General features: G+C 62.6%; 13 protein-coding genes. All 13 read right to left on the bottom strand.

Annotation, left to right across the window (positions count from 1 at the left end; genetic code table 11):
* Window positions 1-14: 14 nt before the first annotated feature.
* The 13 genes from tatC to ABQM86_RS11100 all read right to left on the bottom strand — a co-directional run bounded on the left by tatC (window position 15) and on the right by ABQM86_RS11100 (window position 13,092).
* Window positions 15-851: a twin-arginine translocase subunit TatC gene (gene tatC / locus ABQM86_RS11160; protein ID WP_369744422.1), complete on the bottom strand. Its 837-nt coding sequence runs from the start codon at window positions 849-851 to the stop codon at window positions 15-17.
* 6 nt (window positions 852-857) lie between these two features.
* The gene (gene tatA, locus ABQM86_RS11155; RefSeq protein ID WP_280622872.1) at window positions 858-1,127 is read right to left on the bottom strand and encodes a Sec-independent protein translocase subunit TatA; all 270 of its coding nucleotides are present in this window, start codon (window positions 1,125-1,127) and stop codon (window positions 858-860) included.
* Window positions 1,128-1,163: 36 nt separating this feature from the next.
* On the bottom strand, window positions 1,164-1,514 hold the full coding sequence (locus tag ABQM86_RS11150) for a hypothetical protein (protein ID WP_207593586.1): 351 nt from the start codon (window positions 1,512-1,514) through the stop codon (window positions 1,164-1,166).
* A gap of 9 nt (window positions 1,515-1,523) precedes the next feature.
* The gene (locus ABQM86_RS11145) at window positions 1,524-3,536 is read right to left on the bottom strand and encodes a helix-turn-helix transcriptional regulator (RefSeq protein ID WP_369744421.1); all 2,013 of its coding nucleotides are present in this window, start codon (window positions 3,534-3,536) and stop codon (window positions 1,524-1,526) included.
* A gap of 94 nt (window positions 3,537-3,630) precedes the next feature.
* The gene (locus ABQM86_RS11140) at window positions 3,631-4,026 is read right to left on the bottom strand and encodes an FKBP-type peptidyl-prolyl cis-trans isomerase (RefSeq protein WP_017200957.1); all 396 of its coding nucleotides are present in this window, start codon (window positions 4,024-4,026) and stop codon (window positions 3,631-3,633) included.
* A gap of 85 nt (window positions 4,027-4,111) precedes the next feature.
* Window positions 4,112-5,038, bottom strand: a complete 927-nt coding sequence (locus tag ABQM86_RS11135) for an FKBP-type peptidyl-prolyl cis-trans isomerase (RefSeq protein WP_369744420.1) — start codon at window positions 5,036-5,038, stop codon at window positions 4,112-4,114.
* Between the two features lie 111 nt (window positions 5,039-5,149).
* Window positions 5,150-6,514, bottom strand: a complete 1,365-nt coding sequence (gene pafA, locus ABQM86_RS11130; protein WP_207593583.1) for a Pup--protein ligase — start codon at window positions 6,512-6,514, stop codon at window positions 5,150-5,152.
* 1 nt (window position 6,515) lies between these two features.
* Window positions 6,516-7,223 carry a proteasome subunit alpha gene (prcA, locus tag ABQM86_RS11125; protein ID WP_207593582.1) on the bottom strand — a complete coding sequence of 236 codons (708 nt, stop codon included), beginning with the start codon at window positions 7,221-7,223 and terminating at the stop codon, window positions 6,516-6,518.
* 1 nt (window position 7,224) lies between these two features.
* On the bottom strand, window positions 7,225-8,034 hold the full coding sequence (prcB, locus tag ABQM86_RS11120) for a proteasome subunit beta (RefSeq protein ID WP_207593581.1): 810 nt from the start codon (window positions 8,032-8,034) through the stop codon (window positions 7,225-7,227).
* A gap of 79 nt (window positions 8,035-8,113) precedes the next feature.
* Window positions 8,114-8,317 carry a ubiquitin-like protein Pup gene (locus tag ABQM86_RS11115; protein ID WP_026540702.1) on the bottom strand — a complete coding sequence of 68 codons (204 nt, stop codon included), beginning with the start codon at window positions 8,315-8,317 and terminating at the stop codon, window positions 8,114-8,116.
* A 119-nt stretch (window positions 8,318-8,436) separates the two neighbouring features.
* Window positions 8,437-10,056, bottom strand: coding sequence for a depupylase/deamidase Dop (gene dop, locus ABQM86_RS11110; protein WP_369746660.1), 1,620 nt, complete (start codon window positions 10,054-10,056; stop codon window positions 8,437-8,439).
* Between the two features lie 50 nt (window positions 10,057-10,106).
* The gene (arc, locus tag ABQM86_RS11105) at window positions 10,107-11,915 is read right to left on the bottom strand and encodes a proteasome ATPase (protein WP_207593580.1); all 1,809 of its coding nucleotides are present in this window, start codon (window positions 11,913-11,915) and stop codon (window positions 10,107-10,109) included.
* Window positions 11,916-12,012: 97 nt separating this feature from the next.
* Window positions 12,013-13,092: a tRNA (adenine-N1)-methyltransferase gene (locus ABQM86_RS11100; RefSeq protein ID WP_278251927.1), complete on the bottom strand. Its 1,080-nt coding sequence runs from the start codon at window positions 13,090-13,092 to the stop codon at window positions 12,013-12,015.
* Window positions 13,093-13,181 lie beyond the last annotated feature (89 nt).

The raw sequence follows: 13,181 nt of genomic DNA, 5'->3' as shown, positions 1-13,181 counted from the left end.
TAGTGGCCCACGGTCTAGAGATTCTCCAGATCCGATGCCGGGGTGGCGATGTCCGCCGTGGCTTCAGTCTCAGCTGCCCGCTTGATGGCACGGCGTTCACGGCGACGGTCGTTAAGGACGCAGACTCCAATGGCCGCAAAGAACAGGAGCAGCATGGGTGCTGCGAGATAGAACATGCTCATGGCGTCAGCGCCGGGAGCGGCCATCGCAGCGAACAAGCAGACCAGGAAGATGGTAATGCGCCAACTCTTGATGAGTTGCTTGCCTTTGACGATCCCGGCAAGGTTCAGCCCAACGAGCACCACGGGAACCAGGAAGGCGATGCCGAACGCCAGCAGGAGCCTCAGGACAAACGCCAGGTACACCTGGGCGGTGATGAAGTTGGAGGCACCCGACGGGGTGAAGTCCGTCAACACCCTGACGGCATTGGGGAGCACCAGCCAGGCAAGGAGTACCCCGCCGACGAAGAGGGGTACGGCCGCGGCCACGAAGGTCAACGCCAAGCGCCGTTCCTTCTTGTGCAGCCCAGGCACAATGAAGGCCCAGAGCTGGTAGATCCACACCGGGCAAGCAAGGAGCACGCCGAGGAACACCGAGACCTGCACCATGAGGTCAAAAGAGCTGGCCACTCCGTCAAAGTTCAGGGTGGCGGCGCGCCCCTCCTTCTCGTTAAGGTCCTTGATCGGTTTGATCAGGGCCTCCAGAAGCGGCTGGTAGACGATGAAGCCCACCACGGTGCCAAGGATGATGCCGATTGCAGCCTTGAAGAGCCGGTTCTTCAGCTCCTTGAGGTGGTCAAGGAGCGCCATCCGGGCTTCGGGGTTGGCCTTGCGCCCCTTCGTTTCCACCACTTCTCTCTAGACGCGGTTGGAGGGCGGAACGTCAGTCTCGCCGGTGTTCTTGGCCTTGGCGTCCGGGTGGCCTACTACCTTGCCTTCAACGGCGTCGGAAGCGTCCTGGGAGTCCTTCGCTTCGGAAGAACCGTCCTTCTTCATTTCGCGGACTTCAGACTTGAAAATGCGCATCGACTGCCCAATGCTGCGCGCCATGGACGGCAGCTTCGGCGCTGCGAAGAGCACCAGAGCCAGGACGATGATGATGATGAGATGCCAGCCTTCGAGCCTCATGTGGGGAGGTCCTTTCCTTTTGGATACATCCTACGTCTATCTGAATTCAATGTCGTGCAGGGATTGGGGCTGACCCCGCTCTGCTTTGCGCTTGACGCGCCTTTGGCGACGAACTTCCTGGCGGAAGGCTTTGGCCGTCAGGTAATCATGACGCATCTGATCCGGTGAGGCAAAAATTGCGGACCCGGGCCCGGGGCGGTTTTCCGAGGTTTCAACGTCGGAGGTTTCGACGACAGGTGGAAGGTTGCTGAAACGTTTACCCGCGTCGCCCAGTTCATGAACAGTTGACATGAATTTTCTGAACAAGCGATACCCCAGCGTCAGGTGAAGCAGCAACGACAGGGCTATGAGCGCGATCCACAACAGGATCCAGAACCACCAAGGCATCTGAGTAGTCTAGCCAGCCGCGCGGTCGGACGGAGAGTCGTACTGCTCCAGGGCCACGTTAAGCCATGTCCTGGTTTGATCGCGCAGGGCCACGGGTTCCAGGATTCGGACGGAGCCGCCGTGTTGGGAAACGAACATGGGCAGCCACTCCGCTGTGCCGAACCGCACCTCGGCAAGGAGGCCGCCGTCGGACAGTTGCGCAGTGCGCTCCGCGTAGTAGTCATCCGCCAGCCCCAAACCCTGCCTGGTCAGGTGCAGCACCACCAGGACGTCGTCGTCGCTGGGCGTAAACAAGCGGGCAGGGAAGTCCTGCTCTGCAGTGGCCGTCCCTGAGGCAGGGCGTCCGTTCGGTTCGACGATTTCCACCCTGTCCAGGCGGAAGTTCCTGATGCCTGCCTTGCTGTGGCAATACGCCTCGAAGTACCACGTATTATCCAGCGAATAGAGCCGCAGGGGGTCAACGTCCCGTTCGGTCAGCTCGTCCCGCTGCCGGGAAAGATACTTCAAGTGCAGTTGGCGGCCGTCCCTGATCGCCTGGGTAATGACGGCGAACGCCTGTGATTGCTCGGGCTCAACGGATTGGCCGGCTACTGCGCCAGCCAAGCGTCCCGCCTGCCCTGCAGCGCCAGTCAGCTTGATGGTGACGGATTCCAAGGCACTCCCTGGCTCGTCTTCGGAGACGCCCGCCAACGCCGGAAGGTCTCCCAGCATGGCCAGGCCGGTCAGCAAGGCAGCGGCTTCATCTTCGCTGAAGCGTACCGGGCGGTTCAGGTCCAGGTGCTCGGAGATGTACACATGGTCGTTCTCCCACTGGATGTCCAGGAGGTCATCCGGATATCCCTCAGGGAGTCCCGAACAGATGAGGATCTTCAGATCGTCTATCAGCGCCTTGCGGGTGATGCCGAAGTGGTCTGCCACTTCCTGGATGTGGAGACCCTGGTGATGGACCAGGAACGGGACCAGCTGCAGCATTCTGGCGAGTTGGTCCTCGGAGGTGCGCTTACGGGCACGCTGGGCCCGCGCGGCCTCCGGGAACACCACCGGTACGGGCGGTCCAGCATCGAAGTCCAGGGCACCTTGGAGGCGGCGCACGACGGCGGCACGCAGTTCAGCGGGGCCGTCCACCTTTACGTGCGGACCGTACGAGGCCAGCTCTTCGGCGAGAACCTCGGGATCCCGGAACTCCACCACGACGCGGTCCCGGGTGGAATCCACGGGGGATGTTACGACGGCCCTTTTGCGCAAGGCGAGCAGGCGGTCCTTGTCGACGGAGAGCGTGGCCCGCTGCACGGGCAGTTCATGGAGGGCATCCAGCTCGGCCCTGGCATTGAAACCAGCCGGCGGCTCGAAGCTGCTCCCCGGCACCAGGGCCACCGCGGTAGTCATCCGTGAAAGCCGGAAGAGCCTCTTTGCTCCCCTCCCCCGGTCGAAGCCCACGAGGTACCACTGGCCAAAGCGGCTGCCGAGTCCCCAAGGCTCAACCTCGCGGACTTCTTCACGCCCGGTACTGACGGCGAGGTAGCCGAAGCGGACCGGATGGTTGCCATGCATGGCTGCCACGACGTCGTCGAAGGCTTGTCCTGCGGGTTTGATCCGGGGCTGGACCCCGGCGGGGAGGTCCACATCCGTGAAACCTCCTGCGGCTTGCAGCTTGCGGACGGCGTTGGCTGCCGCGGACCCAAGCGCTGCCCGTTCCCACAGCTGCGCAGCGAGAAGCAACACGGTGCATTCCGCGGGCGTGAGGCTCACATCGGGCAGCCTGTTGGAGTCCTTGCCGATGCGATAGCGCGTTGACGCAGGGTCATCGACACCGAAGTGGCGTGGATCCGTGAGTGTCTCGATCTCAAAGCCAAACTGTTTCAAATCTACTTTGTCGCGCTCGAACATGCGCCCGAAGGCAACGTCATTCTCTGCGGAATCGTGGTAGACCTTCTCGCGCAGGACGGAGCGTGGCAGGCCCACCCGGGTATTGAGCAAAGCCAGGAGAAGGTTCAAGAGTCGTTCAGTGCGGGATGCGGACACGGTTGCTACGTTACTAAAGTCCGGCGGGAAAGCAGCAAGGCGCGTCACCAACCGGTAAAACCGGAAAGTAACGCGCCTTGCCCTGAGAGGTGTCCTAGCGGACGGCCACGAGGTCTACAACGAAGATCAGCGCTTCGTTGGGCTTGATGGCTCCACCGGCGCCACGGGAACCGTAGGCGAGCTCCGAAGGAATCTCCAGGCGGCGGCGGCCGCCGACCTTCATGCCCAGCAGGCCCTGGTCCCAGCCCTGGATGACCTGGCCGACGCCAACGCGGAAGTCCAGCGGAGCGCCGCGGCCCCAGGAAGCGTCGAATTCTTCGCCGGTGGACCAGGCGACGCCAACGTAGTGGGTGGAGACGGTGTCGCCGGCTTTGGCTTCGGGACCGGTGCCCTCAATGAGGTCCGTGATCACGAGGTCGGTGGGGACATCGCCTTCAGGGAAGTCGATTTCAGGCTTGGTGCGGTCAAAGTCACGCTGACCAAATGACATGGTTGCTCCTTGGTGTGGGGTCGGATTGGTGTCAGGAACCAGCCTAAGCCAGTGCCCGGCAGTCTTGTCGACGTTTCGGTGGTGGTTACTTGACGCCGAGGATGTCGACGACGAATACGAGGTCGCCCTTGGCTTCGCCCTGGCCGGTTTCACCGTAGGCCAGGTCCTGCGGGATGACCAGCAGCACGCGCGAGCCGACGGTCTTGCCTTCAAGGCCCTGCGTCCAGCCCTTGATGACGCCGGTGAGGGGGAAGCTGGTGGGCTCTCCCCGATCGAAGCTCGAATCGAACTTGGTGCCGCCTACGAGGTTTACACCGACGTAGTTGACGGTCAGGGTGTCAGTGGCCTTGACGGCAGCTCCGGAGCCTTTGATCAGGTCCTGGGCGATGAGTTCCTTGGGCGCGGCGACGCCATCCACGGAAATCTGCGGAATGCCCTTGTCGTCTTCCTTCACGGTGGGCAGGCCGGCCGGAGGAGTCACTTTTTCACCTTCGGGCTTCTCCAGGACCGGAGCGGCGTCCTTGGCGGAGACGATCTTGAAGACCACCAGCTGTGTGCCGGCAGGGGTGTCACCCGAGGAATTGCCGGGGGCGGCGATGGCAACGTGGCTGCCGACCTTGGCGCCGATTATGGCGTTGTAGATCAGTTCATTGCTGGACTTGATCTGATCCGTCAGATCGATCGGCTGGGGGCCGTTCGCGTAGCCGTCCTCGAGGGTCTTGCCATCGTTGCCGTCCACGGCGACGTAGGCCAGTTCAGCCGTCTGCCCCGCCTTCACGCGGGCTCCATCGCCTTCGCTGACGACGTCAACCGTGGGCTCAGCCACAGTGAGGGGCTTGGAGAATTCAATGCCCGGCGCTTTGTCGTTGCCGTTGTCCGTTACCTTGACGGAGTCGAGCTTGGAGACGTCGCCTACGGACTTGCTGGTGGGCTCGGCCGCCGGCGTGCTCTCGCCGCCACAGGCGGTGATGAGCAAAAGGGCGGGCAGGAGGATCGCTAGGAGTCGGCGCACAAAAAGACACTTTCGTCGGGGCAAGGGACACTCGGAAGGGCGCTTTGCGCCTCCAAGCAGGTTGGGTCCCGTGAAGAGACCACTATCCAGAATAGCCCGTGAAGCTGGGAGTCAGCTCATAGAGTCCAGGAGCGCATCCACCCGCTCGTCGACGCTCCGGAACGGGTCCTTGCAGAGGATTGTCTGGTGGGCGCGGTCGTTCAGCTTCAGGTGGACCCAATCCACGGTGTAGTCGCGTCCAAGCTCCTGGGCCCGGCGGACAAAGTCTCCACGCAGTTTCGCCCGCGTTGTTTGCGGCGGTGCGTCCACGGCGTCTTTGACCTCTGTTTCCGTGACCAACCGACGTGCTGCCCCCCGCGCCTGCAGCAGGAAGAAGATGCCGCGTTGCCGCGAGATGTCGTGGTAAGTGAGGTCAAGTTGGGCGATTCGTGGAGAGTCCAGGCTGAGGTCGTGCCGGTGCATGTACCCGTCCATCAACTTCTTCTTGATGGCCCAGTCCACTTCGGTATCAATGGTGGACGTGTCACCGCTTTCGATGGCGTCCAGCGTGCGCTTCCAGAGGTCCAGGATCAGCGGTACATGGGGATTGTGCGCCCCGTTGGTGGCGACAAATTCGGTGACCTTGGTGAGGTATTCGCGCTGGATATCGAGGGCGGTGAGCTGCCTGCCGTTGGCAAGCCTGACCAGGGCGCGGCCTGTCAGGTCATGGGAGATTTCGCGGATGCTGCGGATGGGGTTCTCCATGCGCATGTCGCGCATGATGACGCCCGACTCGATCATGCGGAGGATCAGGTCCACTGTTCCCACTTTGAGCAGTGCCGTGGTTTCGGACATATTGCTGTCCCCCACGATCACATGGAGGCGGCGGTAGAACTCGGCATCGGCATGGGGCTCGTCGCGGGTATTGATGATGGGGCGGGACCTGGTGGTTGCTGAGGACACGCCCTCCCAAATGTGGTCCGCCCGTTGGGAGAACGCGAAGGTGGCCCCATGGGGTGTTTTGAGGACCTTGCCTGCACCGGCGATCAGCTGGCGCGTCACCAGGAAGGGAATGAGGATTTCAGCAAGGCGGGAAAATTCGCCGCGGCGCGGGATCAGATAGTTCTCGTGGCTGCCGTAGGAGTTTCCCGCGGAGTCGGTGTTGTTCTTAAAGAGGTAAACAGTGCCGTTGAAGCCCTCTGCCGCCAGCCTTGCCTGGGCCTCATCCACGAGGTCGTCCAGGATGAGTTCGCCCGCCCTGTCATGGGCAATCAGCTGTGCGAGGTCGTCGCACTCGGCCGTGGCATACTCCGGATGCGAACCCACATCCAGGTACAGCCGCGAGCCGTTGGTCAGGAACACATTGGACGAACGGCCCCAACTGACCACCTTGCGGAAGAGGTAGCGGGCTACTTCCTCGGGAGCCAAGGGCCGTGAATCCGGGCTGGAATAAGAGATCCCGAATTCCGTTTCGATGCCAAATATTCTCTTGTCCATCTCAAGCCTCCTCTGTGAGCAACCGGGTCATGTCCTCCGGCAAAAGCCTCCGGAACGCCCTCCGGGAACCGCGGTGGCTTTCGGATGCGCGGTACAGTACTGCAGCTTCGACGGCGGTGGCCGGCAGGGCATCGGCGTCCTTGTCCGTGGACAGGGCGCGCAGGGCCAAGCGCATGGCGCCGGACAGGGTGAGCTCAGGATCCCAGGCGCCGCTGACGACGTCTGAAATTTGCTCGGCGAGTCCACCCATGACCACGAAGCCGTTCTCGTCGGCGATGGAGCCATCAAACGTCAGCCGGTAGAGGTGGTCCTGCTCCTGCGTCAAGCCGACCTCGGCTACGGCGAGTTCCACTTCGAAGGGTTTCTGTTCAGCCGTGAACACGGCACCGAGGCTCTGGGCATACACGCTGGCCAGTCCGCGGGCGGTGACGTCCTCGCGATCGTAGGAATAGCCCCGGACATCGGCGTAGCGGACGCCGGCCTGCCGGAGACTTTCGAACTCGTTGTACTTGCCTACAGCCGCGAACGCGATTTTGTCGTAGATTTCACCAATTTTATGCAAGGACGGCGAGGGGTTCTCTGCGATCAGCGCGATGCCGTCGGCGCAACTGATCACCACTACTGATCGGCCGCGTGCGATTCCTTTCCGCGCGAAGTCCGCACGGTCCTTCATGAGTTGCTCAGGAGAGACGTAGAACTGCTGGGTCATCTCAGGCCTCCCGTCCGGCGATGGCGCGGGATTCGACGATGGCGCCCGCTATGGCCGCCAAATCCCGTTCCGGAACACGGCGGGTCCCGGCGCGGTTGACGGTGTAGACCACGGGCCACAACTGGCGGACTGGATCGGGGCCGCCGGTAGCGGAGTCGTCGTCGGCGGCGTCGTAGAGGGCCTCAACAGCCACCGCGACGGCGGCTTCCTCGGAGAGGTTCGGCTTCCACAATTTCTTCAGGGCTCCGCGGGCAAACACTGAACCTGAACCCACCGAGTGGTGTTCCTGCTCTTCATAGCGGCCACCGGTGACGTCGTAGGAGAACAGCCTGCCCACGCCGGAGACGTGGTCAAACCCTGCAAACAGGGGAATGACCGCCATTCCCTGCATGGCCATTGGCAGGTTTCCACGGATCATGGCGCCAAGGCGGTTCGCCTTGCCCACGAGGCTGAGCAAAGTGCCCTCGATCTTCTCGTAATGCTCCAGTTCAACCTGGAAAAGACGGGTGATGTCGATGGCCAGGCCAGCCGTTCCGGCAATACCCAAGACGGAGTACTCATCCGCAGGGAACACTTTCTCGATGTGCCTGCTGGCGATGACATTGCCCATGGTGGCGCGACGGTCCCCCGCCATCAGCACGCCGCCCGGATACGTTAAGGCAACGATCGTGGTGGCGTGCGGTGAGGACGGGACAGTGCCGGCCGGTAAGGACTGATTGAACGGGAGGAGTTCGGGACGCGAGCGTTGGAGATGCTCCGTGAAAGAAGATGTTGCCTGGGTGGCCAGGGGGCCGGTTGATGGGTCCTGCATTGCTGCACTCCTTCGACTCTGCGTTCCGATGCCCGGCGGCCTCACGCCTGCCGGGCAGTACATCCTGTAGCGGGTCCGCTTACTGGCCACCCTTTTGGACAAACGCCCTGACGAATTCCTCAGCGTTGGATTCGAGAACGCCGTCGATTTCGTCGAGAAGGTCATCCACGCCCTGCGTTGCGTCCGAAGCCTGTGCCGCAGGTGCTGCGGGCGGGGCCTCAGGGACATCCACCTCAGTTTCGGTGTCCCGTGACTGTGGTTGTTGCTGCTCCTGTGCTGCCATTTTCTTTCTCCCTACTGTCAGTCTCCTGATGACGGAGACTTCCTACTGCCATATTGCCACGCTGCGGGCTGCTGCGTACGGCTTTGACCAGGCCCGGATCTTCCCGTGGCGGAGCGCCGTCAGCTCTTCGCCGGGGGGCCATTCCGGCCCATCAACTCAGACAGGAAGGCGCCTGCATCCTGATGGCGCTCAAACAGCGCTCCGGTCAACGCCTCCGTGCCCCGGAGGGGTTCGCGGGTGGGGACCCGCTGCAGCTTGCCCAACCCGGGGACATCGAAAATAACCGAGTCCCAGCTTGCCCCGACCACGTCCTTGCCGAACTTCGAAACACAACGGCCGCGGAAGTATGCGCGGGTGTCCGACGGCGGTTCGGTCACCGCCCGGGCGATGTCGGCGTCGTCGACGATCCTCAGCATGCGGTCCTTGGACAGCAGCCTGTAGTAAAGACCCTTTTCCGGCCGGATATCGGACCACTGAAGATCAACCAGCCCCAGCCGGGCGTCATCCCAGGACAGTCCGTCGCGCTTCCGGTACCCTTCCAGGAGCGACCTCTTGGCCACCCATTCAACAGAGGATGCGGCGGCATCGAGGTCGCTGCCCAGCGTTGTCAACGTTGATTCCCACCGCGTCAAGACACCATGGGTGTGGCCGTCTCCGGTCACGGAATCCGCCACTCCCGTTTCCTGGGAGAGTTTTGCTGCCGCCTCGTAGAACATCCACTGGATATCCAGGGCAGTCACCCTTCGGCCGTCAAGCAACCTCACTGTTGCCGTCAGCGTTGTGTCATGGCTGACGGACTGAAGTGCCTGGACGGGTTCGTGGACCTCGATCCTGGGCGCCTGGCCGGCCTCGATAAGGCTCAGGACCATGGCAGTGGTGCCGAATTTGAGGTAGTTCGAGGCCTGGCTGAGGTTGGCGTCGCCAATGATGACGTGAAGGCGGCGGTACTTGTCAGCTGTTGCGTGCGGCTCATCCCGGGTGTTGATGATGGGGCGCCGGATGGTTGTTTCCAGCCCCACCTCTGCTTCGAAGAAGTCGGCACGTTGGCTGATCTGGTAACCGGGGGTCGAACTGTCCTGCCCCAGTCCAACGCGTCCGGCCCCACACATGACCTGGCGGGACACAAAGAACGGTGTCAGGCCGCGAATGATGTCGCCGAAGGGAACCGAACGGGGCATGAGGTAGTTTTCATGCGAACCATAGGACACTGACTTGTTGTCCGTGTTGTTTTTGTAGAGGTTGATGGGAGGGAGGCCGGCATCGGCCGCCACCTTCCGGACCGTGGCCAACGCAACCAAGTCCCCAGCCGCATCCCAAGCAACAACATCCCGGGGGTTGGTGACCTCAGGGCTCGAATACTCGGGGTGCGCATGGTCCACATAAAGGCGTGCACCGTTACCCAGGACCATGTTCATCAGCAAGGAACCGGACTCATCCGCGCCGTCAAGTTCCAACTCCTGGCGGCCATAGGCCAACGCGACTGCCTCGGCGTCGAGCACTGGTGGCTGGTCCGTCAGTTGGCTGGGGTCCGCCGCTGCCCGGTCCACGGTCCAGCCGCGGGCATCGTGCAACGGTTCCTCGTCGGTGTAGTCCCAGCGCGTTTCGGCTCCCCCGGCTGCCCGTTGCCGGGTGACTGCGGCATACGCCTGGATGATCCTTGCGGACATCATGGTGGCGTTCGCCCCGGGAGCCGATGGTGCATGGATGCCGTATTCAGTTTCGGAGCCCATGACGCGCATGGCACCGCCGGCGGGCAACTTCTCAGCGGGCGTACCTTCGGGTCTTGCTGTCACAGGTACTGGCCCGTGTTGGCAGTGGTTTCAATGGACTTGCCCGGTTCCTGGCCGGCTTTGCCCTGGACGATGGTGCGGATGTAGGTAATCCGTTCGCCCTTCTTGCCCGAGATCCGTGCCCAGTCGTCCGGGTTGGTGGTGTTGGGCATATCCTCGTGCTCACGGAACTCGTCCACCACGGCCCGCAGAAGGTGCTCGATGCGGAGTCCCTTTTGATTGTTGGTCAGGAGGTCCTTGATGGCGTACTTCTTCGCGCGGTCCACCACATTCTGCACCACGGCACCGGAGTTGAAGTCCTTGAAGTACAGCATCTCGGTATCGCCGTTGGCGTAGGTCACCTCAAGGTACTCGTTGGACTTCTCCGTTGAATACATGGCTTCCACGGTGCGCTGGACCATGGCATCGACGGTGGCCTGGACGTCGCCGCCATATTCGGCCAGGTCCTGCGCGTGGAAGGGCAGGTCGGTGGTGATGTACTTCGCGAAAATGTCAGCCGCTGCCTCGGCGTCGGGACGCTGTATCTTGACCTTCACGTCAAGGCGGCCCGGCCTGAGGATGGCGGGATCGATCATGTCCTCGCGGTTGGAGGCGCCAATGACAATCACATTGTCCAAGCGTTCCACGCCATCGATCTCACTGAGCAGCTGCGGAACAATGGTGGTCTCCACATCCGAGGAAACGCCGGTGCCGCGGGTCCGGAACAGCGAGTCCATTTCATCGAAGAAAACAACGACCGGGCTGCCATCGGACGCCTTTTCCCGTGCGCGGGAGAAGATCAACCTGATGTGCCGCTCAGTCTCGCCCACGTATTTGTCCAGCAATTCCGGACCCTTGATGTTCAGGAAGTAGCTCTTCAGGTCGGTGTTGCCGGCACGTTCCGCCGCACGCGCTGCCAGTGAATTCGCCACGGCTTTGGCGATGAGGGTTTTGCCGCAACCCGGAGGGCCGTAGAGGAGAATGCCTTTGGGGGCTTTCAGCCCGTGCTCACGGTAGAGGTCCGGGTGCAGGAACGGCAACTCCACGGCGTCGCGGATCTGTTCGATCTGGGGGCCGAGGCCACCGATGTCCTGATAGGTGATATCCGGGACTTCTTCGAGGACGAGGTTCTCCACTTCGGCCCGCGGCACCTTCTCAAGGGCGTAACCGGTGCGGGAATCCAATGACAGGGCGTCGCCGACCTTCAAGTGAACACTTTGCAGTGCGCCCGAAAGCCGGACCACCCGTTCCTCGTCGGCCCGGCCCACCACCAGTGCGCGGTCCTTGCCGAGCATTTCCTTGAGCGTCACCAGTTCGCCGGCGCGTTCGTAGCCGAGGCCGGCCACCACCAGCAATGCCTCGTTCAGGAGGACTTCCTGGCCCACTGCGAGCTGGTTCACATTGACCAGTGGGCTGACACCCACCCGCATTTTCCGGCCGGAATTGAAGATGTCCACGGACTCTTCGGTGGCGGCCTGGCTGGAACTGCCGGCAGCCGGTTGCTTCCGCGGATTGATCTGCACCACGGTTCCGAAGCTGTAGGGGGGTTGGCCCTCCTGCTCCAGCGCGCCCTTCAACCGGAGGATCTCGGCCTTCGCGGTCTCCAGCATGCCCACGAGCTTGCTGTTGTTCTGGGTAGCGGCTGCCAACTGGCGGTCAATGTGGCGAAGCTTGTCCCGGAGGATATTGATTTGCCGTTCGGCGACGGTCAGATCACTCGAGGGCTCGGGCGGTTGGACAGCGGAAAGCCCCCGGCTTGCTGCTTCTTCCGCTGCGGCGTGTGCTTCCTCCGGCGTTGGCCGTCCAAGGTCGTTGTTTGACGTATCCACGATTCATCAGCCCCTTCCTGCGCTTAACAAGACCTTAGTCCCGAAAAGCTCAGGGTGCTGGGTGACATTCGGAATGCGGACCCTATTGTGACCTTTGTCAGTTTGTGACTGCGGGATCGTCCTGGACGTTGGTGCCGGCGATGGCGTCACGGGCAGCCCGGCGGAGTTTCTTGTCGGATACTGACCGCTCCCCCACTGCGCCAGGGGTCCACGCGTTGAGGTCCTCTTCGCTGAACTCAGTCTTGGACGGGCGGCGCTTGACGGAAATTCCGGTGACACCGTCGGCGAGGCGGCGGGTCACCAGGAGGAAGCCGGTGTGGGCCACCATGCGGTGATCCGGACGGACGGCAAGGCCCTCGAGGTGCCAACCGCGGACCATCGATTCCCAAGCGTCAGGCTCGGTAAAGCGTCCGTCAGCACGGATGGCCTCGGCCGTGCGGGACAACTGGGTGACGGTTGCCACGTAGTTGATCCAGACACCGCCAGGCGCCAGGACGGTGGCCACGGCATCAAGGCACTCCCACGGAGCGAGCATGTCCAGGACCACACGGTCCACGGAGCCTGGAGCTTCAGCCTTGACCACTTCTTCCTGGAAGTCGCCCAGGGAGATCTGCCATGCCGGGTGTGGTCCACCGAAAATGGTCTCCACGTTGCCACGGGCGATGTCGGCGAATTCCTCGCGGCGCTCAAACGAGTGGAGGTAACCACCGTCACCCACGGCGCGCAGCAGGGAGATGGACAGGGCACCGGAGCCGACGCCGGCTTCAACGACGCGTGCGCCCGGGAAGATGTCGGCCATGGTGACAATCTGGCCCGCGTCCTTCGGGTAGACCACAGCGGCGCCGCGGGGCATGGACAGGACGAAGTCGGAGAGCAGGGGACGCAGCGTCTGGTACTGCTGGCCAACGTTGTTGCTGACCACGGAGCCATCCACCTTGCCGATGATTTCGTCATGGTTCAGGAAGCCGCGGTGGGTGTGGAAAGCACCACCAACCTCCAGGGTGATGGTGTTCATGCGGCCGCGCTCGTCAGTGAGCTGGACCCGCTCACCGACGCGGAAAGGGCCGCGGCGGCGGGCAGCGCCCGTCGGCTGCACGGCCTGGCCGGTCATCGCCTGGCTCGCGGATGCCTCGTCGATGCCGGCGTTTGCTTCGGGGGCGGCGGTTTCGCTGCTCATGTACTGTTCCTCGCTCCTGTACGGCTTGGCCGCAACATCGTGCTGGCGGATGGGCGCCAAAAATCAATGGGTTCTTCGGTAAAACCGCC

The sequence above is a fragment of the Paenarthrobacter sp. AMU7 genome (assembly GCF_041200195.1).
GTDB lineage: Bacteria > Actinomycetota > Actinomycetes > Actinomycetales > Micrococcaceae > Arthrobacter.
Note: the sequence above shows the minus strand (reverse complement) of the source record. Positions and strands in the feature narration are given on the sequence as shown.